The sequence below is a fragment of the Chitinibacter sp. S2-10 genome, assembly GCF_046530675.1.
Classification (GTDB): domain Bacteria; phylum Pseudomonadota; class Gammaproteobacteria; order Burkholderiales; family Chitinibacteraceae; genus Chitinibacter.
In genome coordinates, this window is sequence record NZ_CP172558.1 from 400981 (window position 1) to 422085 (window position 21105).

At 55.3% G+C, this 21105-nt stretch carries 23 protein-coding genes and 1 tRNA gene; 16 read left to right on the forward strand and 8 right to left on the reverse strand.

Annotation, left to right across the window (positions count from 1 at the left end; all coding sequences use genetic code 11):
* Window positions 1-13: 13 nt before the first annotated feature.
* The 3 genes from fdx to ACG2XO_RS01870 all read left to right on the forward strand — a co-directional run bounded on the left by fdx (window position 14) and on the right by ACG2XO_RS01870 (window position 1962).
* The gene (gene fdx, locus ACG2XO_RS01860) at window positions 14-352 is read left to right on the forward strand and encodes an ISC system 2Fe-2S type ferredoxin (RefSeq protein WP_410499150.1); all 339 of its coding nucleotides are present in this window, start codon (window positions 14-16) and stop codon (window positions 350-352) included.
* Between the two features lie 66 nt (window positions 353-418).
* Window positions 419-613, forward strand: a complete 195-nt coding sequence (iscX, locus tag ACG2XO_RS01865; protein WP_410499151.1) for a Fe-S cluster assembly protein IscX — start codon at window positions 419-421, stop codon at window positions 611-613.
* Between the two features lie 413 nt (window positions 614-1026).
* Window positions 1027-1962: an HD-GYP domain-containing protein gene (locus tag ACG2XO_RS01870; RefSeq protein WP_410499152.1), complete on the forward strand. Its 936-nt coding sequence runs from the start codon at window positions 1027-1029 to the stop codon at window positions 1960-1962.
* Between the two features lie 245 nt (window positions 1963-2207).
* On the opposite strand, the gene ACG2XO_RS01875 is transcribed toward ACG2XO_RS01870, so the two are convergent.
* The gene (locus ACG2XO_RS01875; RefSeq protein ID WP_410499153.1) at window positions 2208-2525 is read right to left on the reverse strand and encodes a hypothetical protein; all 318 of its coding nucleotides are present in this window, start codon (window positions 2523-2525) and stop codon (window positions 2208-2210) included.
* Window positions 2526-2617: 92 nt separating this feature from the next.
* On the opposite strand from ACG2XO_RS01875, the gene ACG2XO_RS01880 reads away from it, so the two are divergent.
* A complete protein-coding gene (locus ACG2XO_RS01880; protein ID WP_410499154.1) occupies window positions 2618-2929 on the forward strand; it encodes a DUF2322 family protein in 312 nt (103 codons plus the stop codon).
* Window positions 2930-3009: 80 nt separating this feature from the next.
* Window positions 3010-3822, forward strand: coding sequence for a MipA/OmpV family protein (locus ACG2XO_RS01885; protein WP_410499155.1), 813 nt, complete (start codon window positions 3010-3012; stop codon window positions 3820-3822).
* Between the two features lie 279 nt (window positions 3823-4101).
* Here ACG2XO_RS01885 and ACG2XO_RS01890 read toward each other — a convergent pair whose 3' ends face one another.
* Complete coding sequence (locus tag ACG2XO_RS01890; protein WP_410499156.1) at window positions 4102-5541, reverse strand: DEAD/DEAH box helicase; 1440 nt, start codon at window positions 5539-5541, stop codon at window positions 4102-4104.
* A gap of 267 nt (window positions 5542-5808) precedes the next feature.
* Here ACG2XO_RS01890 and prmB point away from each other — a divergent pair, with 267 nt between their 5' ends.
* The 7 genes from prmB (at window position 5809) to ACG2XO_RS01925 (ending at window position 11274) form a co-directional block, all read left to right on the forward strand.
* Entirely contained in the window at window positions 5809-6717 is a 909-nt protein-coding gene (prmB, locus tag ACG2XO_RS01895; RefSeq protein WP_410499157.1) for a 50S ribosomal protein L3 N(5)-glutamine methyltransferase, read from the forward strand.
* A gap of 128 nt (window positions 6718-6845) precedes the next feature.
* On the forward strand, window positions 6846-6989 hold the full coding sequence (locus ACG2XO_RS01900) for a hypothetical protein (RefSeq protein WP_410499158.1): 144 nt from the start codon (window positions 6846-6848) through the stop codon (window positions 6987-6989).
* Window positions 6990-7136: 147 nt separating this feature from the next.
* Complete coding sequence (gene recQ / locus ACG2XO_RS01905) at window positions 7137-8942, forward strand: DNA helicase RecQ (RefSeq protein WP_410499159.1); 1806 nt, start codon at window positions 7137-7139, stop codon at window positions 8940-8942.
* A gap of 199 nt (window positions 8943-9141) precedes the next feature.
* Window positions 9142-9282 carry a hemolysin secretion D, plasmid domain protein gene (locus ACG2XO_RS01910; protein ID WP_410499160.1) on the forward strand — a complete coding sequence of 47 codons (141 nt, stop codon included), beginning with the start codon at window positions 9142-9144 and terminating at the stop codon, window positions 9280-9282.
* Window positions 9283-9294: 12 nt separating this feature from the next.
* Entirely contained in the window at window positions 9295-9888 is a 594-nt protein-coding gene (locus ACG2XO_RS01915; RefSeq protein WP_410499161.1) for a hypothetical protein, read from the forward strand.
* Window positions 9889-9901: 13 nt separating this feature from the next.
* Window positions 9902-10063, forward strand: coding sequence for a hypothetical protein (locus tag ACG2XO_RS01920; RefSeq protein WP_410499162.1), 162 nt, complete (start codon window positions 9902-9904; stop codon window positions 10061-10063).
* Window positions 10064-10230: 167 nt separating this feature from the next.
* Window positions 10231-11274 (forward strand): IS110 family transposase, encoded by a 1044-nt coding sequence (locus tag ACG2XO_RS01925; protein ID WP_410497507.1) that lies wholly within the window; start codon window positions 10231-10233, stop codon window positions 11272-11274.
* 858 nt (window positions 11275-12132) lie between these two features.
* Here the strand turns inward: ACG2XO_RS01925 and ACG2XO_RS01930 are convergent.
* Together ACG2XO_RS01930 and ACG2XO_RS01935 are read right to left on the reverse strand one after the other, a co-directional pair.
* Window positions 12133-14685 (reverse strand): ABC transporter permease, encoded by a 2553-nt coding sequence (locus tag ACG2XO_RS01930; RefSeq protein ID WP_410499163.1) that lies wholly within the window; start codon window positions 14683-14685, stop codon window positions 12133-12135.
* Window positions 14682-15392 (reverse strand): ABC transporter ATP-binding protein, encoded by a 711-nt coding sequence (locus tag ACG2XO_RS01935; protein ID WP_410500220.1) that lies wholly within the window; start codon window positions 15390-15392, stop codon window positions 14682-14684. The genes ACG2XO_RS01930 and ACG2XO_RS01935 overlap by 4 nt, the downstream gene beginning before the upstream one ends.
* A 19-nt stretch (window positions 15393-15411) precedes the next feature.
* On the opposite strand from ACG2XO_RS01935, the gene ACG2XO_RS01940 reads away from it, so the two are divergent.
* Window positions 15412-16017: an arylesterase gene (locus ACG2XO_RS01940; RefSeq protein WP_410499164.1), complete on the forward strand. Its 606-nt coding sequence runs from the start codon at window positions 15412-15414 to the stop codon at window positions 16015-16017.
* Between the two features lie 87 nt (window positions 16018-16104).
* Here ACG2XO_RS01940 and ACG2XO_RS01945 read toward each other — a convergent pair whose 3' ends face one another.
* Genes ACG2XO_RS01945 through ACG2XO_RS01960 form a run of 4 tightly spaced genes read right to left on the reverse strand, consistent with a single transcriptional unit; the run spans window position 16105 to window position 18802 of the window.
* Complete coding sequence (locus tag ACG2XO_RS01945) at window positions 16105-16698, reverse strand: BON domain-containing protein (protein WP_410499165.1); 594 nt, start codon at window positions 16696-16698, stop codon at window positions 16105-16107.
* Window positions 16698-17288 carry a phosphoheptose isomerase gene (locus ACG2XO_RS01950; protein ID WP_410499166.1) on the reverse strand — a complete coding sequence of 197 codons (591 nt, stop codon included), beginning with the start codon at window positions 17286-17288 and terminating at the stop codon, window positions 16698-16700. The genes ACG2XO_RS01945 and ACG2XO_RS01950 overlap by 1 nt, the downstream gene beginning before the upstream one ends.
* Before the next feature lie 36 nt (window positions 17289-17324).
* Entirely contained in the window at window positions 17325-17669 is a 345-nt protein-coding gene (locus tag ACG2XO_RS01955; RefSeq protein WP_410499167.1) for a YraN family protein, read from the reverse strand.
* Between the two features lie 14 nt (window positions 17670-17683).
* Window positions 17684-18802: a penicillin-binding protein activator gene (locus ACG2XO_RS01960; protein WP_410499168.1), complete on the reverse strand. Its 1119-nt coding sequence runs from the start codon at window positions 18800-18802 to the stop codon at window positions 17684-17686.
* 75 nt (window positions 18803-18877) lie between these two features.
* Here ACG2XO_RS01960 and rsmI point away from each other — a divergent pair, with 75 nt between their 5' ends.
* From rsmI to ACG2XO_RS01975, 3 genes are all read left to right on the forward strand, one after another.
* Window positions 18878-19672, forward strand: coding sequence for a 16S rRNA (cytidine(1402)-2'-O)-methyltransferase (gene rsmI / locus ACG2XO_RS01965; protein ID WP_410500221.1), 795 nt, complete (start codon window positions 18878-18880; stop codon window positions 19670-19672).
* 54 nt (window positions 19673-19726) lie between these two features.
* A tRNA-Leu gene (locus tag ACG2XO_RS01970) sits at window positions 19727-19810 on the forward strand.
* Between the two features lie 170 nt (window positions 19811-19980).
* Complete coding sequence (locus ACG2XO_RS01975; protein WP_410499169.1) at window positions 19981-21012, forward strand: tyrosine-type recombinase/integrase; 1032 nt, start codon at window positions 19981-19983, stop codon at window positions 21010-21012.
* The last annotated feature ends 93 nt before the right edge of the window (window positions 21013-21105 follow it).

The window sequence follows — 21105 nt, forward strand, 5'->3', positions numbered from 1 at the left end:
AAAGAGATAAGCCATGACCCAAATTATTATTCTGCCGCATGCCACGCTGTGCCCCGATGGCGCGGTGCTCGACGTTGAACCGGGCACGACCATTTGCGATGCGCTACTGGCCAATGACATTGAAATCGAACACGCGTGCGAGAAATCGTGCGCCTGTACCACTTGCCATGTGTTGGTGCGCGAAGGCTTTGATAGCCTGAACGAAGCCGACGAACTGGAAGAAGACCAGCTCGATAAAGCCTGGGGGCTGGAAGCCTGCTCGCGCCTGTCTTGCCAAGCTGAAGTGGCCGATACCGATCTGGTCGTCGAGCTGCCAAAATACACCATCAATCACGCACGCGAACATCATTAATCAGGTATAAGGCCAAATATATTGGCAAACCTAGCCTTCATGGCAATACATCACAGGAGTATCAACATGAAATGGACTGATAGCCGCGAAATCGCGATTGAATTATCAGAAAAACACCCCGACGTTGATCCGACCAAATTGCATTTTGTCGAGCTGCGCGATTGGGTGCTGGCGCTGGACGGGTTTGATGATGATCCGAAACATTGCGGCGAAAAAATCCTCGAAGCCATTCAGATGGCGTGGATGGATGAGGCCGATTGAGTCTAAAAACGTAAAGTATTAACATTATTTGTAACAGCGCCGGTCTACACTGGCGCTGTTTTTGTTTGCATGCGAAGATTTGACTCCGCTGACGTTAGGCTCTGTTGACGTTTAGTTTGCGAGTCGCGTTTGTGCTGGTTTTGGCCTGAAACAAGACGCAAAGCCCGCTGCATAGTCATTCTATGCGAGGGTTTTGCAACGCAGTGTCAGGCCAAAAATAGCCAAACCCTCCGGGCTGGGCGCTTTTTGTGACGACTCTGCGTTATTGCCTGTTCACATAGAATGACTATGCATCGCAGCCAATGCCTTGATTCGTCACAAAAATCGCGCCAGCGCGACCGCACACCAAACGTCAACAGAGCCGAATCACACAACGACGATCAGAAGAACCCAACCGTCTGCCGGAAGCAAATATGGCCACTGCCCCACTTTCTTCGCTACAACTGGTGCGACAAGCGCGTGCCGATTTAAGCGTTTTGCTCAATGATCCGCTGGCAAGCGACAATTTCACCGCCAGCATCATCGACATCGTCCGCTTGATTCAGAGCGCCTGCCGACAGTCTAGTGAAGTTTCGCTGGCCACCATCCTGCTCGAACTCGATACGCCCTACCCGGTGCGCCATGCGGTCGATGTAGCCATTGTGACCAATCTGATGCTCGCGCAACTGGGGCAGAACAGCATTCAGCGCAGCTCGGTCATTGCTGCAGCACTGACGATGAACCTTGGCATGCACGCACTTGAAGCCCTGCTGGCTGAACAGACCGAACCGCTCAGCAATGAACAGCGCGAACAAATGCAGGCTCATCCACTGATCGGGCGCGATCAGCTCAGAATGCTCGGTGTTTCGGATATTCACTGGCTTGACTGTGTCGAGCAGCATCATGAAGCGCCCGATGGCAGCGGTTACCCGCGCAAGCTGCGAGGTGACGCCATCCATTTTGATGCGCGGCTACTGGGGCTGGTTGACCGCTATTGCGCGATGCTGAATAACCGCAGCTATCGTCGTCGGCAACTGGCCGACGCGGCCATTTTCAGTACGCTCAGCAGCGCCGCAGGTAGCCTTGACCAAAAACTGGCGCAGTTATTTTTAGCCACGCTGGGGATTTACCCACCGGGTAGCATCGTTCATCTGATCAATGGTGAAACCGGCGTCGTGGTACGCCGTGGTCAACTCGACAACACGCCCCAAGTGCTGTCACTGTTTGACGCCAACGATCAATTACTCAGCCAACACGTCCTGCGCGACACCAGCAATCTCGACTTTACCGTCACCAATCTGCTCGACAGCCGGATTATCGCCGGGCAATTGCCACTGAGCGAGATCTGGGGAATTGCAGCGACCGAATAAAAAAGCGGCCAAAGCCGCTCAGGCTGCTGACAAAGTGGGTTACGACATTTTTCAAGTCTCGGCAAAGCCGAGCCTAGGAAATAAGGCTTTAAATTCGCAGCCTTTATGTTTTATTCCCACCCCTCCCGTCCCCTCCTTGAGGGGAGCACCCCAAGGGCACTTCCTACAGGGCGCCTCGCTTCGCGAGTGAGGTTTGTCATCAATCTGAGCAGCCAAAGCCGCGTTTTGCATCAAACTGATTGCGATTATTGCGCCATGCAAGGCTGGCTGGCTGAACGGTTTTTACGCATTTCACCGCGTTTGGCGCGCATTTGATCGTGTGCGGTTTTGCGTTCAGCTTCCGACAGCACGCCGTCTTTATTGCTATCGATTGCATCAAAACGCGCTTCCATCCGTTTGAGGAAATCGGCTTTTTTCACTTCGCCCTTGGGCATGGCAAATTCACCTCGCATGCCATGCTGCATGCCAGGCCCCATACCCGGACACGGCGTTGCTTCAGCCATCGCCAATGAGCTCAGCGCCAGCGACGCAGCAAGACAGACTGTTTTGATTAGATGGTTCATGATGGAAACTCCTGAAATAATTGGACTGGTAAGCACAAGACGCGCTTGTATGTTATAACGCAGCCCTTATTCATTCCGTTGACAAAACCATCATGAATTTTGCCGAACAGCTCGCCCAATTACCCACAATCGATCATTTGAGCGCGATTGAATTGCTCAATGGCGATGAAATCGTCGCACGCATCGAAAACAAACCCGGCCAGTCTGGCAGCGTTCGCGTTTACCACGCGCTGTATCAGGAATTTGGCGCAATCAGCGATATCGCGGCACAAAAAGGGCTGCGCCTGTACGCCGAGCACACACAGGATGCCGAGCAAAACCCGGGCAAGCATCCCAATATCGACCGCTTGATTCCGATCGCCAGTGGCGCAAACCCGCTGGCGGTTCGACTGATCGCAGCCTGATCGCGGCCTGATCGCAAATTAGCAATACCTCGGCACAGCAGCTTAGCTACCATGAATAGATGTATCCAGTGGAGAACACCATGAAAAACTCACTCATTGACCGGGGTATTGCCTGCTTTGCCTTAGCTATATTGGCCTTGATAGCTATACCCGCCCAAGCAGAAGTTGATCTTGGCTCGCTTGATCTGCTGGCCAGCAATACGGACAACAGCCCGGTTCCACGGGGTGCCATCGTTGGTGGCATTGTGATTAGCGGACAGGCGCGTTATCAGGCACTTGATAATGAAGTCTACGCCATCCCCGGCCTGGTTTATTTTGGTGAGAAGCTGGTCTATCTGGGCGATAGAGCACGTTACTACTTTTACAAGGAAGGCCAATTCTCGGCCTTTGCTTATGGCCGGGTTCGCTTTGGCAACCTTGATCCGGCTGATGCGGTCGAGCTGGCCGGCATGCAGCAACGCGACGGGCAGCTTGAAATGGGCATCGGCGCCAATTACGTCACGCCCTACGCCTTGCTAACCGTACGCGCAGCCAGCGATGTCACCGGTACCAGCAAAGGGCAGGAAGCATTATTGTGGGCCGATTTTCCTATCGTCAAAGACAATCTGCTGATCATGCCGGGAACCGGCGTGATGATACGCAGCGCCAAAATGGCCAATTATTATTTCGGCGGCGTATCGGGCGGCGAAGCCACTGCGACGCGTCCGGCCTGGGATACCGGAACAACGATCTCGCCGATGGCCGCGCTGATTACCAGCTACCGCTTTAACAAGGACTGGATCGGCCTGTTTGCGTTAAATTACGAGTGGTACGACTCGAGCATTAAAAACAGCCCGCTGGTGCAGCACAGCGGTGAGCTGTACGCCGGGGCCGGTGTGGGTTATGTCTGGTAAATGGCTCGAATTAATATCTGCGCGGTAGTCTGATCTACAGCGCAGATATTCAGTCACCTACTTTTCCATTTCCGGACGGGGTATTTGCTCAGTACGGAATAAAGTTCCGTTTATCAGTCTGTTGGCTTGGTAACAAAATGAATTACCCAATCAAAGCAGGGGTATATTCATACAAATCATGAATATCAATATCTGCAAGAAAATACACTACTTAAACCGAAAAATGAGAGATACAAAAAAAAGCCGCAAGCGCGGCTTTTTTATTTCATTGCCGACTCATTATTCTTGAGGCAATGGCGCGCGCTTGGGCAGGAATAGCGCAGCGATTTGTGGGGCGCGCTTGGGCAATTTCGGTAAATCATTCGGCAAGGCCGGAATCTCCAGCGCATCGCGGCTGGCGCGCGACGGCATGCCTGTCCGCACCCGTTCACCCGCTGGCGCCGCATCGCGCACGCCATGATCACGACGACCAAAGCGATCCCGCTCTCCGCGAGCGCTGTGACGTTCCGAACCACGCCCCCGATCCGAGCCGATCCGCTCACGCGTGGGTTCACGTTCGTCGATAATCTGTATCGTTCCCGGCGAGAAACCCGGTACCGGAATCAGTGGCAAGTCGCGTTTCAACAAGGCCTTGATGCCGTTGTACGCTTTGTCTTCTTCGGGCGCAACGAGTGAAATCGCGATCCCAGTTGCGCCAGCGCGGCCAGTCCGGCCAATACGATGCACATAATCTTCCGGGTTGGTCGGCAATTCGAAATTCACGACAAACGGCAGGTCGGTCACGTCCAGGCCACGCGCAGCGACGTCGGTAGCAACCAATACCTGCGTTTCACCCGCTTTGAATTTGTTCAGCGCTTCGGTACGCGCTTTCTGGTCACGGTCGCCATGAATCGCTTCGCAATTGAACCCGCCGCGCTTGAGTTCGCGCGACACTTGCTCGGCACCGATTTTGGTGCGGCAGAAAACGATCACCTGACTCATTTCGTGAATACGGATCAGATGCGCGAGCAGCGCGCGTTTGCGACCCGATTCGACCGGATGCAATTCCTGCTTGACCGATTCGTTGGCCGAATTCTGCCGCGCGACTTCGATCTTGACCGGATTGTTCATGAATTCGTTACTGAGCTTGACGATTTCCGGCGCAAACGTCGCCGAGAACAGCAAGGTCTGTTTGCGGCTGGTACAGAGTTTGAAAATCTCGCGAATGTCGAGAATAAAGCCCATGTCGAGCATGCGGTCCGCTTCGTCGAGCACCAGAATCTCGACTTGCGACAAATTGATGTTTTTCTGCTGGATATGATCGAGCAGACGACCTGGCGTCGCAACCAGCACTTCAATGCCGTTACGCAGCGCCGGAATCTGGCCCTTGATGTCGACACCGCCGTAAACGACGTGGCTGCGCAGCCCGGTGTGCTTGCTGTACGTCGCGACGTTATCGTAAACCTGATCAACGAGCTCGCGCGTCGGAGCCAGCATCAGCACGCGGATCGGGTGGCGTGCCGGTGACACGCTGGTATTGGCATGACGGATGATGCGGGTCAGAATCGGCAAGGTGAACGCCGCAGTTTTGCCGGTTCCGGTTTGCGCCGCGCCGAGTACGTCCTGCCCGGTCAGCACCACCGGAATCGCCTGCGCCTGAATCGCGGTCGGGTTTTCATAGCCCTGCTCGGCAACAGCCTTTAAAACTTCAGGCGCAAGGCCAAGCGTCGCAAATGTCATACCCGTTTCATCCCAATCAAGCCATAAAGGCGGAACTTTACACCAAGCAGGGCTGGCTGGATACCGTAAAGCTGTTTGGATTCATCACAGTAAGTAACCGCACAAAAAATTTCCAGCAAGGCACCGAAGCCGTAGACAGTACAAGTTAGTACGGCAAGGCGAGGTAACGATGCTGGACGAGGTGGCCTCGGGCTAAAACTTTTGCTTATCTACTTGGGAGCCAAAACCGCGTAAACTGGCGCCCTATTGAGCCGACTGGAGAAACCCATGTACGAAACCGCCCGCGAATACCTGACCACCGTGCGTGACCTGCACCGCTTTGCCGTCAGCCGGTTCAACGCCGCCGAGCTGTTTTACGGCCACGGCACCAGTGAAGCATGGGATGAAGCCGCCTATCTGATTCTGGCGACACTCAAATTACCGATTGACCGGCTCGAGCCGGTTTTCGACGCACGCCTGTTGCCCGAAGAAGTCGAGCAAGTGCTCAATGTGCTGCAGGAACGCGTCGTCACGCGCAAACCGGCGTCTTACCTGACCAAGGAAGCGTATCTGGGCGATTTCAAGTTTTATGTTGACGAACGCGTGATTGTTCCGCGTTCATTTATCGCCGAAATCCTGCTTAACGAAGGGCTGGAACCGTGGATCGAATACCCCGAGCTGATCCACAATGCGCTTGACCTGTGCACCGGATCGGGCTGCCTGGCAATCCTGATGGCGCATGCCTTCCCCGATGCGGCGATTGACGCGGTTGATCTGTCGCCGGACGCGCTCGACGTCGCCGAAATCAATGTCCTTGATTACAACCTCGGTGACCGGATCGACCTGCTCGATTCGGATCTGTTCAGCGCCGTTGAAGACATGAAGTACGATTTGATCATTTCGAATCCGCCGTATGTCGATGCGCACAGCGTTGAAGAACTCCCGCCCGAATATCTGCACGAGCCGGAAATGGCGCTCGGCAGTGGCGAAGACGGGCTCGACATTACGCGCCGGATCTTGTCGGAAGCCACGCAGCACCTGAATCCGCACGGTGTTCTGGTCGTTGAAATCGGCCATAACCGTGACGTGCTTGAGGAACAATACCCGACGCTGCCGTTTATCTGGTTGCCAACCGAATCGGGCGACGGTTTTGTTTTCCTTCTGACGCGCGAAATGCTGGTTGAAGCAGGACTATAAGCGATCAACGGTCGAATATCCCGGATAAAAGGTGTCGTATAAGTAAGGCACGATCCGGGATATTTTTTGCACCGCACAACAAGCTGAATTTATACTGACGCCAACTTGAACAAACCAATTGGATCGTCATGCTGGAGTTTTTGCTCATTACGCTGATTGTTCTCGCCTGCCTGCCTTTTATTCCCTGGGCCAGCCTTAGTCGGAAAAAGAAATCGCTGCTCGACCCTAGCGTAGACCCTTACATCATGCCTCCCGGCAAAAAGAAAGATTAAGCGAGCAATACCACCATAGGTATATTGCCACAAGCATTTTATTTATTGATCTACAAACAAATACCCACCCAAAGTACTAATCCAGTCTGATGCGCTGATCGCAGTACAGCGACGATTATCCCCAAGCCGCGTACAATAGCGCCGCCTATGCAGACTAAACACCCCGCCCTTCACTACCTCGAACACGTTTTCGGCTACCGCGCCTTTCGCGGCATGCAGGAACAGATCGTCAACGCGCTGTGCGCGGGTCAGGACGCGCTGGTCCTGATGCCAACGGGCGGCGGCAAATCGCTGTGCTATCAAATCCCGGCGCTGGTTCGAGATGGCTGCGCGATTGTCGTTTCGCCACTGATCGCGCTGATGCAGGATCAGGTCGAAGCGCTGCTCGAACTCGGTGTCGCCGCGGCGTTTTTAAATTCAACGCTCGACGCCGCCACAGCGCGCGAAGTTGAAAACGATTTCTTAAGCGGCAAACTCAAGCTGCTTTACGTCGCGCCCGAGCGACTGATGACGCAACGTTTTCAGTCCTTGCTGCGTCAAGCGCACATTTCGCTGTTTGCCATCGATGAAGCGCATTGCGTTTCGCAATGGGGGCACGATTTCCGGCCTGAATATCTGGCGCTCTCGGTGCTCGCCGACGATTTTCCAGACGTACCGCGCATCGCACTAACGGCGACCGCCGATCACGCAACGCGCGCTGAAATGAAGCAGCGCCTGCATCTGGAAAACGCGCAGGAATTTGTCGCCAGCTTCGACCGACCGAATCTGCGCTACACCATCGTCGAGAAAAAAACTGCGCGCGATCAATTGCTGACCTTTTTACGCCGCGAGCACGAAGGCGATTCGGGAATCGTTTACTGTTTATCGCGCAAAAAAGTCGAAGACACCGCCGCATGGCTGCGAACCAAGGAAATCAAAGCGCTACCGTATCACGCCGGGCTCGACGCCAGCGTTCGCGCCAAGCATCAGCAGATTTTTCTGCGCGAAGAAGGCGTGGTGATGGTTGCGACGATTGCCTTTGGTATGGGCATCAATAAACCCGACGTGCGTTTCGTCGCGCATCTGGACTTGCCCAAATCGATTGAAAACTACTATCAGGAAACCGGCCGCGCCGGCCGCGACGGACTGCCTGCGAATACCTGGCTGGCGTATGGCTTAAACGACGTGATGCTGCTCGCCGAAATGATCGAACAAGGCGGCAGCCCGGAAGAACAGAAACACGTCGAGCGCCGCAAACTCGACGCGATGCTGGGCTTGGTTGAAGCGACCGAATGCCGTCGCTCTGTATTGCTCGGCTACTTCGGTGAACAAACCGTGCCGTGCGGCAACTGCGACAATTGCCTGAACCCGCCGCAACTCGTTGAAATGTCTCAAGCCGCGCAAAAAGCGTTGTCCTGTGTGTATCGCACCGGAAATCGTTTTGGCGTCGGGCATCTGGTCGACGTGCTGCGCGGCAAAAGCAATCCCAAAGTCGTCAGCCATTTGCACGACAAAATCAGCACTTTCGGCATCGGCAAAGACATCGACGAAGCAAGCTGGCGCGCGGTATTTCGCCAACTGCTCGCCAAAGGCGCGCTGCAACTCGCACCCGAAGGCCACGGCGGGCTGCAACTGACCGACGCAGCCCGTCCGTTTTTGAAAGGCGAAAATCCACTCTACCTGCGCGCGCGCACCGAGAAATTCAGCTATCGCGGCGACAAAGGCAGCGAATTTAGCTCGGAAGCCGATCAGGCGCTGTGGCAAGCGCTGCGCAAACTGCGCAAACAACTCGCCGACGAAATGGAAGCCCCGGCCTACCACGTTTTCGGCGACGCCACGCTCAAGGAAATGGTACGCCTACGCCCGCTCGATCATTACGAACTCTCGCGTATCAGCGGCGTCGGCGATCGAAAACTGGAAAAATACGGCGATGCGTTTTTGCGGGTGTTGAACGAGAATTACTTGGGGGTGTGAGGTGTGAGGCTGCAGAATACCCATGCATGTATATCCATAAAACTATTTATCATCAACACCTACAAGGCAATACCCACAAGCGTCGGGTGGAAAAATTCCACTGGGGTTTGCACACTCGACCAAACTCCGATTTCGCTTCGCTTTATCGGAGCTACGCGGGCTGGTTTATCAGGCCAAAGTCAAACTTGCACAAAGCAAAATGAATATCGAGGGGCGTTGGGTGAATCTTGCGCCGGGAATGGCGGTCAGCGTCGAAGTGAAAACCAGCCAGCGGCGGATTATTGAATATTTCCTGTCGCCGCTGATGGCGTATGTGAGTGAGAGTGTTCGGGAACGATAAAGAGGAAGTCGGATGAAAAATAAATGGTGTTTGGCTTTTGCCTTGGTCATTGGGCTCAGCGCTTGTGGCTCCGAAATTGTTACTTGGCAGGAAGAGGCTAAGCAGGCTGATGGCTCTATTTTGCTGTTGGAGCGCACGATACGTATTGGTGGTGGGCATGAGATCGGCCAGAGCGCGCCAGTAGCATCGGAGTCTATCAGCTTTATTCACCCCAAAACGGGAAAAAAAATCACCTGGAATTCGCCGACGGATTTGCTGATGTCAGTAGATCCAATGTTAGTGCAATTGGATGGAGATAGAACTCTGGTGCTAGTAGCCCCTCGCTCTAGTGTGGATCTCGATCATTATGGTCAACCATGCCCCCCTTTCGTACTGCAAGAAATACGCAATGGAAAAATAGAGAACAAACCCGCACAAGAGCTCCTTGAAAAATTTAGATTTATGAATCTAGTGTTTTACCCAAAAATAAAAAAAACACTACAGAGAATAAAAGAAGAAAAATTTCTATCGGTCAATGTGATTAGAGATATAAATTCAGGTGGAACCAATAAAAAATTAATGGCTATTGACTACAGCTACAAACCAAATTCGTACAAATGTGAATAGTGAGAATAGATAAATGAACACTTCAGATTATGCTTTGTTGGCTGGAGCGGCCTATGATAAATCGCGATCGGACGTCAACAAAATTCCACTGCCCGATGGTTTTATTGAGCCTCGTCATCATACGAATGAAACCGCCACTTTGGCGGTTTTTCTTTGCCTGTTGTCATTGATCTAACTATCTAACTTGGATTGGCGGCTATGCGCCGCGGCACTCACTTTCTTTGCTTCGCCTAAAGAAAGTAAGCAAAGAAAGGCAATGGGATGGACTCCTCCCTCTGATACGGCATCGATGTGCCAGACTGGAAGTGTCAGCCAACAGTCACACAGAACAAGGAGTCCACCATGTCTATTATCCGCATTGGCCTTGATCTTGCCAAAACCGTTTTTCAAATTCACGGCGTGAATCACAAAGAAGAAGTCATTTGCACTCGACAATTACGTCGGTCGCAATTGCTCGACTTCTTTAAAAAGCTCACTCCTTGCTTGATTGGCATGGAGGCTTGCTCTGGCGCGCATCACTGGGCACGTCAACTGCAATTGATGGGGCATACCGTCAAGCTGATTGCGCCCCAGTTCGTTAAACCCTACGTCAAAGGCAACAAGAACGACGCCAACGATGCGGCCGCTATTTGTGAAGCCGTAGGTCGGCCATCGATGCGCTTTGTGCCCCTCAAAACCATCGCCCAACAAGATTTACAGGCACTGCACCGTATCCGCAGCGAACTGGTGCAGCAGCGCACCGCCAAGGTCAATCAAATCCGTGGTTTGTTGGGGGAGTACGGGATTGTGACGGCTCAACGGATTGAGTCACTGCGCAAAGCATTACCAGAGCTACTGGAGGATGCCGAAAATGGCTTAACCCCCGACTTCCGTGCCCTGCTTAATGGTTTGCGCGATGATCTGGTGTATCTCGACGAGCGAATTGCCACTGCGGATAAACAAGTGCAACAGCAAGCGCGCGAAAATACACAAGCATTACGTTTGCAACAATTACGTGGGATTGGCCCCATTACCGCGACCGCCTTGATTGCAGCGATAGGCCAAGATGCGCATCACTTTAAACGCGGCAGAGACCTCGCCGCTTGGATAGGCTTAACACCGGGGCAGCACAGCAGCGGTGGTAAGGAGCGGTTACTGGGCATCAGCAAGCGGGGCGATACGTATCTGCGCACCTTACTCATTCATGGCGCACGTGCTGTAGTTAAAACGGCATTAGGCAAGACGGATAGGCTGAGTGTATGGATTCAAAGCCTGTGCAGTCGGCGTAACAAAAACATTGCCGCCGTTGCGTTAGCCAATAAAACGGCACGAATGGTGTGGGCATTACTCAGTCGCAATATGGATTATGACCCCGACTTTGGTTTAGCAAGGGGTGAAGTGGTTTGAAGCGTGTAGTAGAAAATGGGGTTTGTAGTGGCAATGTGTAACGAATAAAATCCAGTCCGATTGCGAAGCAAGAAGCAGTGATGGCCAAAAGGTTGAACCGGCGGCAGGCAAACCTGACGGGGTCCAAGTGCGAAAAGCACGTGAAGGCGATGAGGACCTGCCGCGCGAATAGCCCATCATGGCCCGGGTCATTAGGCCCAATGCGAAGGCCGGATATACGTGAGCAGTCGATCCGACAACCAGAACTGTGAAATGCTTGCAAGCTGGGAGGAGTCCATATACGACCCCGGCATCTGCGTCCCGCTACGCGGGATTCCCTCGCTGCGGACAGTCGAGGCGGCGGTCGCGCTTAACAAAACAAGCGCAACCGAAACCCCGCCCCGCCTGTTTACCCCTTCGGGTATCCCGCGTCGCTAAGCGGCAAAGCCGCTAAGCTTTGGCGTCACCTCACTCGGCGCTGATGCAGGGGAATCCATGTCATTCCACCGTTGCAGATACTTATCACCCGTATTGCCAGCTAAAGCCCGAAAACATTGATTTTGTCGATATACCCTACTGCTGATTAGAACGAATTGCCCGTGGAGACGCGCCGCTTTAAAAAGTCATGGCGAGGTTTTAAGCCGCGTAGTGTTTGAGCGTCGCGACGTTAGCGCGACGCGAGTTGTAGCGGCGCCTCGCCGTGGCTTTTTCAAGCGGGGTTTCGCGGTGATCGGGCAGCGCGAGGGTTGCAAGGGGCGGGCAAGACCGCCCCTTGCTCGTCCGGCGGGCGAAACCGCCGGTTTATCGCCTGCGGCAGCAGGCTAATCACGACTTTCGGTGCAATTCGCCCCGCTCAGTGCACCCTACAGAATTACTCCCCTACTCCTGCAACATCAACATCGGCGTTGTTTTGGCCAGCTTCATCAGCCGTCGCCAGAGCGTGATTGCGCTCAAAAGCATGCCGGTGAATGCCGAGTAGATCGGCAATCCCCAATTCCCCCCCCAGGGCAGCTCGAAGATTTCGTGCGCGATATACCATGCGCCGAGCGCGGCGATTGCGCCGGCCATCAGTCCGGCCACGGCGCCGAGCAGCAGGCTTTCGAGCCACCAGATTTGTGCGATTCTGCGTGTGCTGGCGCCGAGTGCGCGCATCAGTGCGGCCTCGTGCCGACGCTCGGCTTCGTTGGTGTCGAGTGCGGCGAGCAAGACGGTCAGCCCGGCGAGCATGCACATGACGAAAACCAGCCGCAGCGCGGCGGACGCGAGCGAAATCACCGATTCGACTTGCGCCAGGACTTGCCGCACGTCGATGACGGTGACATTGGGCAAGGCATGCACGAGGTCCGGAATAAACTGCTGGTTCGATTCGCCGCGCGGAGGCTGATTCGACTTGACTCCCAGCAAGGTCGGCGGCAGGTAAAAACTGCTGATCAGGCTACCCGGCTGCTCGCGCATCATCGCGGCCGAACCAACGACAAAGAAATTGGCGCGAAACGATCCCCAGTTCACTTTGCGTAAATTGACCACCGGCGCGGAAAGCTGCGTTCCGGCAATGTCAAAAGTCAGCGTGTCGCCGATTTTGATGCCAAGCTGCTCGGCCAGACCGGACTCGACCGACCAGCCGGGCTGATCGGCGCGCAAAGGCAAGCCCGCAACGCGCAGATTATCGGCGCGCTCGTCTTCGCCCCACGACAGATTGAATTCGCGCTCGGCCAGCCGCTGTGCGCGCGGCTCGGCGAACGATTTTGGAATCACCGCCCGGCCATTTTGCAGCACCCAGCGGCCGCGTATCATAGGCTGAATTTTTGGCGCAGGCAGGCCGGCTTGAACAAACTGCGCGGTGAACATCGCCTGCTGTTCGGGCTGCAAATTGACGGCGAAAAAATTGGGCGCGTCGCTTGGCACTTGTTGTCGCCACGCGCTCAGCAAGTCGTTTTGCACAACGGTCAGCAGCCATAGGCCACACAGCCCCAGCGTCAAAGCCGCCAGTTGCGCGAGCAATAATCCGCGCTGACGCAACATTTGGCGCAGCGCGATTTTGGCTGCACCTTGCCGGAAAACCGCTTGCAGGCTTTTCAGCAGCAGCCACGACAAGGCGGCGACCAAGGCCAGCGCCAGCACAATACCCCAACCCACTATGGCCGCCAGTTTCAAGTCCATCGTGATTTGCAGCAAGATACCCCCGAAGGCCAGCAAGGTAATGCCATATTGCCACAGCCAGTTGATGTCCAGCGTCAGCTCACGGCGCAGTACGCGCAGCGGCGGTGTTTTCGCCAGATTGAGCAACACGGGCCCAGCGGTTCCCAGCAGCAAGACCAAACCCAACAGGCTCGCCCAAGCCCACGGTAAGAGCGTTCCACCCGGCAACGGCGCGGGTAACTGATCGGCGATCAGATAAACCAGAATGGTCTGCGCCAGCCAGGCCAGCGCTCCGCCGAGCAAGGCGGCGAAAAAAACGAGCAGCAAGAGCTGGCCGAGCAACAGTGCACGCACCTTGCGCTGGCTCGCGCCGAATGTTCGCAGCAGGGCGACGGTATCGAAATGCCGCAAGGCAAAACGCCGTGCCGCCAGCACAATCGCCACCGCAGCGAGCACACCGGCGAGCAAGGCGGCGAGGCGCAAAAACTGTTCGGCGCGATCGATTGCCTGTTTGAGTTCGGGGCGCGATTCGCGAATATTTTCCAGCCGCTCGCCGCGCGCAAGCTGATCAACGACTTGCGACTGCCAGCGCGACAAACTGCTGTCACTACCGGCAACCATCAGCCGGTATTTGACGCGGCTACCAAAACCGATCAGCCCGCTGCGCGGCAAATCCGCTTCGCTGATGATCAGCCGTGCCTGCAGGCTGGCAAAATCAAACGCGGCGTCGGGTTCGCGGTCAATAATGCCGCGCACAGTCAGCGCCAACTGGCCGAGCTGAACCCGTTCGCCGACTTTGACTTTCAGCAATGCCTGCAGACGCGGATCGATCAGCACTTCGCCCGGCTTCAGCGGTAGCGCAATATTCGATGTCTGCGGCTGCGCGACCTCCGGCTTCAGCGTCACTGGATTGAGCAGCAGGAGCTTGCCGCGCAGCGGATAAGCCGCGCTGACCGCCTTGACCGAAGCCAGAGTCGTTTGCTCGCCAAAGCTGACCATGGAGGGAAAAGTCGCGCTACTCGCGACCTGCAAGCCCGTTTGCTGCGCCAGCTGTTGCCAGCGCGGTTCAATTTCATGATCGGCAATCAGCACCAGATCGGCCGCCTGCAACTGATTGGTCTGACCAAGCAAGAGCAACTGAACGCGCTCGGTCAATGAGCCGACAGCACTGAGCGAAGCAATCGCGATCACCAGCGCGAGCAGCAGGGTTTTATATTCGCCAGCAATCATGCTGCTGCGAAAAAGCCGCAAGCTTAATTGGCATAGCAATATCCAAGACCGGGGTATCTTCATACAAAGCTCACCTTATCTTGGCTTTGACCACATACCTGCCAGTCAATAGCCTCGCCCGCTTGCAAGCGCAGCGAATGCGAGCAGCGCGTCGCCAGCGTTTCGTCGTGCGTCACCAGCACCAGCGTCGTCCCCGTTTCGCGGTTCAGGTCGAACAGTAAATCAGCAATCACCGCGCCGGTCGCACTATCGAGGCTGCCGGTCGGTTCATCGGCAAACAGAATGGCGGGCTTGGGCGCAAAAGCACGCGCCAGCGCAACACGCTGCTGCTCGCCACCGGACAACTGCCGTGGGCGGTGTTGCATACGTTGCGCCAGACCGACGCGCGCCAGCCAGTGGCGGGCTTCTGCTTCGGCATCCATCTTGCCCGCCAGCTCAAGCGGCAGCATGACGTTTTCCAGCGCGGAGAGCTCGGGCAGCAGCTGAAACGATTGAAAAACAAAACCGGCCAGCTCGCCGCGCACCTTGGCACGTCCGTCTTCATCCAGATTTTGCAGCGGATAGGAGCCGAGTATCACCTCGCCCTGAGTCGGCAGATCCAGCCCGGCGAGCAAGCCCAGCAGGCTAGATTTTCCCGAGCCAGAACGACCGACGATGGCTAAACTCGCGCTACGCGGTAAACTGAAACTGATGTCGTGCAAAATGGTCAATGAGTGAGCGACAGTTGCATCGCGCCCAAGCTGTTTATGCACATTGCGCACTTCAATCATCAAAGGAATCTGTTCGGACATGTTTAAACGCACCCTCGTTGGAATTTTCAGTGTGTTCGCCTTTCACCATAGTGTGCAGGCGGCCGATCCGGTGGTTCTGGTTTATGGCGACAGCCTGTCGGCGGGTTACGGCTTGAGCGCCGATCAGGCGTGGCCAATGCTGCTGGATCGGCAACTGGCGGCGCAGGGCAAAAAATACCGCGTCGTGAATGCCAGTGTCTCAGGAGAAACGACAGCTGGCGGACTGACAAGGTTCCCGGCTACGTTAAAACAACATCAACCGCAGTGGGTCATTCTGGCGCTGGGCAGCAATGACGGATTGCGCGGCTTGCCGATTGAAGCCATGAAAACCAATCTGGCGCAGATGATAGAAAAAGCACAGTCCAGCGGTGCGCGGGTTCATCTGATCGGCATGCAGATGCCACCCAATTATGGCGCAAACTATACCCGGCAATTTGCCGCCGTGTATCAGGAGCTCGCCCGGCAATACCGGCTCAGCCTCAGTCCTTTTCTGCTTGAACCGATTATCCGGCAGAGCAATTATTTTCAGCCCGATCAATTACACCCGACTGCTGCGGCACAACCGATTTTGCTGAAATATATTTTGCAGAATCTGAAAATATGAAGGGTATATCATCGTAACCATTAACAAACAATGGCTACGTCGATATACCCAAGGAAAACCCTTGCATCAAAAATGCATCGCAGGGCTTTATTTCGGCAACGCGGCCAAAGGCTGCACCAGCTTGACGACGCGGCTGACGCCAGGCACCGAAGCGGCCAGATTGGCGGCTTTGTCAGCCAGCGCCGGGTTGCTCATCCCCAACAAATACACCGTCGTGCGCTCGGTAATGACCTGAATATGAACCGATGACGGATCGCCAGCCGAAGCGAGCAAATGGCTTTTCACCAGCGTGGTAATTTGCGTGTCATTCAATTGCTGCACGGCACTGGCCACCGGCCCGACAAACAGATCGTTGTACACCCGCGTGGTCTGCGCAAAACTGCGTGCGATTTCTTCAGCACGCGCTTTGGCAGCCTCGTCCGGCACTTCACCAGTCAACAGGACAAGGCCATTAAAGGTATTGACCGACACATTCGCCTTGTCGCGCCATTCGTCTGTCAATTTGGCGTGGATTTCGGCTCCAAGCTTCGTATCCGTTTTGATCATTGCCGCCGGGCGCGGATCAGAACCGATCCACGCACCAACGGCAGCGCCCCCCACGACGACCAGCGGCACACAGGCCGACAGGCTGGCTGCGAGCAACGCTGCGCCGGCCAGCTGTTTCAATCCGGTTCGCAACATCAATCGCCTCCCAGCAGCATAAAGTCAACTGCGTCGCAGAGCGCGTGAATCGCGGTGATATGCACTTCCTGAATCCGCGCAGTACGCGGATGCGGTGCACAGATATGGACGTCATCACCCGTCAGCAAATCAGCAATCTGGCCGCCATCGCGTCCGGTGAAGGCAATCACCGTCATTTGCCGGTCGTGCGCAGCGTGAATCGCCGAAATCACGTTGGCCGAATTGCCCGAAGTCGAAATCGCCAGCAACAAATCACCGGCACGTCCCAGCGCATGAACCTGCTTGGAGAAAATCAGATCAAAGTCGTAATCGTTGGCAATCGCCGTCAATGCCGACGAATCGGTCGTCAGTGCAATCGCTGGCAAACCCGGACGCTCGCGCTCGAAACGACCGACCATTTCGGCGGCAAAATGCTGCGCGTCAGCCGCCGAGCCACCGTTACCGCAAGCCAGAATCTTGCCGTCGGCCACCAGCGCCTGCACCATTTTTTCTGCCGCCATCGCAATGGCCGGGCTCAGCACATCCATTGCGGCCTGCTTGGCGGCAATGCTTTCTTCAAAGTGCTGTTGTACGCGTTGAATCAAATCCATGACTTATCCTTTATTTGATCGCCTACCGTTAAGTGCTTATGCGGTAATGCAGTTTTTCAGCCAGCTAATCGTCTGGCCGTCTGTTCCGTCGATACATACGGCATCAAACCGGCACGCAGGCGCTGATTTGATACTTTGCAAATATTGCTGGGCACTCGCCCAGAGTTTGGCCTGTTTGGCCGGCGTAATGCTGGCCGCAGCACCGCCAAAGCGGCTCGATTGGCGCATTCTGACTTCGACAAAGACCAGCGTTGCGCCATCCACTGCAATCAGATCCAACTCACCCTGTTTACACGACCAGTTGCGTTCGACAATTTTCAAACCTTGTTGCTGCAAATACTCTGCAGCGCATTGTTCGGCGTACCGGCCTTTATCATTCATGACGAAGAACCGGCCTAATGCAGAGTTCGCACGACCATTTGCCGTGTCACCACATTATCGCGGCCGATGTTCAGCACGCCGGTCAAACCATCGAGCTGTTCGACTTTGCCGCCTTTAGCCAAGATGGCGGCAACTTGCCAGGCATCAACCCCCAGCGCAAATAATCGTTCCAGATCGTTCGAATTGCTGCGGTTACGAATATACAGGTCATACCCGTCCTGATCAGGATTGGCCAGCCAGGGCATTTCAAGATATTTCACACCGGCCAGATCGACCATCGCGCTTGCGCCAAGGCGGGCGGGGTAAATCTGGCTGGTCGCGTACACCGGAATCTCATTGCCAATAAATGGCCTGACCATTCGCGCCGATTTGGCGTCCATCGCCAGAAAGACCGCATCGGCGGATGTTTCAGCCAACTGCGTTTTCAACTGGCTGGCATCGCGCTTGGGATTACCCATGGTCACCATCACCGGCTCGGAGCCGGTTTGTTCTTTCCACGTGGCAGCAAAGCCCTGCGCCTGACGCAAGGCAATCGGATCGTTGCTCAGCAAAATCAGGGGCTGGCGTAAGCCCTCTGATTGAACGAGCTGGGCGACGCCAGCAGCATCGGCCTCGACACCCAAACCAAAACTGAACAACTGGGCTTGCGGCAGAGTCGTCTGATCAAAATTATTCAGCGCGACCACCGGCACTTTCAGCTCGGTGCTGTCGGCCAGAAAATTGAGCGCCGACTTGGTCAAGGGGCCAATCACCGCCAGCGCACCACCCTCGACGGCAGCTTTAAATTGCTGCTGAATGTCTTCTTCTTTATCCGTCGTATCAAAAACCCGCAAAGGCACTGCATCAGTGCCGCCGTGTACGCGCTCGCCCGCCAGTACACCGGCGCGAATATTATCAACCGCCGATTTGAAAGCCTTGGCCTGTCCCGGCAAGAGCAGCGCAATATAGCCCGGTTTGGCCGGCGCACTGGCATCTTGCACCTCTGCAGCAGTGGCGACAGTGGTCGAAGCGCCCAACGCACCGTATAGTAGAGCGCCTGCAAACGCGAACCTGATCGCGCGACCCGCTTGGCGGACGAGCCGCTTTGCCAGAGCAGAGACGTCCAAATGAGCCAATCCTAGGAGATTTTTCACGTGCATAAGCCTGATATTCCTGTCAGCAAGTCTGCATTATATGTGGTTGCCACGCCAATCGGTAATCTTGGTGATATGACTGCGCGCGCATTGGCCGTATTAAGTCAGGCCGATGTCATCGCCGCCGAAGACACCCGCGTTACCGGGCAATTACTCAAACAGTTTGGCATCAATACACCGATGATGTCAGTGCGCGAACATAACGAACGCGCAATGGCCGACAAAATCATCGAACGCCTCGCCGCAGGACAAACCGTCGCCCAGGTTTCCGACGCAGGAACCCCCGCCGTTTCCGACCCCGGCGCCGTACTCGCCGCTGCGGTTCATGCCGCCGGATTTCAGGTGATTCCAGTTCCCGGCGCATCAGCGCTGACCAGCGCACTGTCGGCCAGCGGATTTAGCTGTGCGCACAGTCTGTTTTATGGCTTTTTGCCGCCCAAAAGCAAACAGCGGCGTGATGAACTCGCCAAATTGAGTGAATTGCCCTACCTCACCGTCTTTTACGAAGCACCGCACCGCATTGCCGAATGCGTCGCTGACATGGCGACAGTCTTTGGCGGCGAACGCGAAGCCGTCATGGCGCGCGAGCTGACCAAAACCTTCGAAACCATACGCCGCGCGCCACTGGCCGAGCTAGCGCAATGGATCGCCAGCGACAGTAACCAGCAGCGCGGCGAAGCCGTCATCGTCGTCAACGCCGCAGCGCCACAGGAAAAACTTGAGGCCAGCAGTTACGACAGCCTGCTCGCGCCACTGATCGCCGAGCTACCGCTCAAGCAGGCGGTTTCGCTGGCACAAGCGATCTCAGGTGCGCCACGCAATGCACTGTATGAGCGTGCACTGGAACTGAAAAAAGCCGATTCCGAGTAAAAATCGCTTGCCAAAGGCCGCGCGCATCGCTAATATGCGCGCTCTACAGCACCTGCCCAGGTGGCGAAATGGTAGACGCAGGGGACTCAAAATCCCCCGCCGCAAGGTGTGTCGGTTCGAGTCCGACCCTGGGCACCACTAATCAAATCAATGGTTTAGCGACGATTCATTCGTCTCTAAGACAGAAATAAACGATTTATTGCTGCAATTTTGCTGCAGTTCATTGTTTGCTTCTGACGCCAAATTATCCCTCATCTGCATTTCTATACTCTTGCTCCTCAAAACCAGTCTTCTGGAGTACAGCGAGTATGGCTACGATTCTCAAACGCGGCGATTCCCAATGGCAAGCCACCATCCGCAAAAAAGGCTACCCTACCCAGTGCAAAACTTTTACGCTCAAACGCGAAGCCGAAGATTGGGCTAAAGCGATTGAGTCCAATATGCGTAAAGGTGTTTTTGCTGACCGCACCGAAGCCGAACAAACCACCCTTTACGATGCGTTATCCCGATACGGCCAAACAGTCACCCCCGACAAAAAAGGCCGGGTGCGCGAACTCAATCGCATTGGTTTTCTGCAAACCCAAGCCTTTAGCTTGCGTTCTTTGGCGTCGCTGACCGCCAACGATTTTGCGGCCTATCGCGACCGGCGACGCAAAAGCGTTGCGGCCAACACCGTCCGGCTGGAGCTGGCGCTGATTTCCCATGTATTTACGATTGCAAAAAAAGAATGGGGCATCGCCGTAGACAATCCAATCCTGTTGATTCGCAAACCTAAACTGCCGCAAGGGCGAAATCGGCGTCTGACGGCCAAGAAGGAGCAGCGCCTGATGGCGGCCATCGCCGACCATCCGTCTCCCGATGACAGCTTACGAATCGCCGTCTTGTTGGCCATTGGCACCGGCATGCGCCTGAGTGAAATTGCCTCGCTGACATGGCGGCAGATTGATTTCGACGAGCAAGTCATTGCGCTGGATGACACTAAAAATGACGACTCGCGCAACGTCCCCATGACCGAAGACATTGAGCATCTCTTGCTGAGTCGCTTCAAATCCTATCCGACACAGCCTAAGCCGCATCAGCCGTTGCTCAGTTATCCAAGCACCAATGCGCTGAGTGCTGCGTTCCGGCGGGTGCGTGATAAAGCACGCTTGGTCAATTTTACTTTCCACGACTTGCGGCACGAAACCGCGTCTCGGCTGGCACCTCATATGCCCGCCCCGACCTTGGCCAAAGTCATGGGCTGGAAGACGATACAAATGGCCATGCGTTACTACAATCCAACCAAGGCCGAGCTGGTGACTGCGGTTCGCGCCCAACGGCATGGAGTTATCGCCCGCTAGTCGGCCGGGATGCTCAATACCAATCCAAGCGCACCTGCGATTTGGGTACCGGGGTCATGCTTGGCTCATCACGAGGCAAACACGACCCCGGTT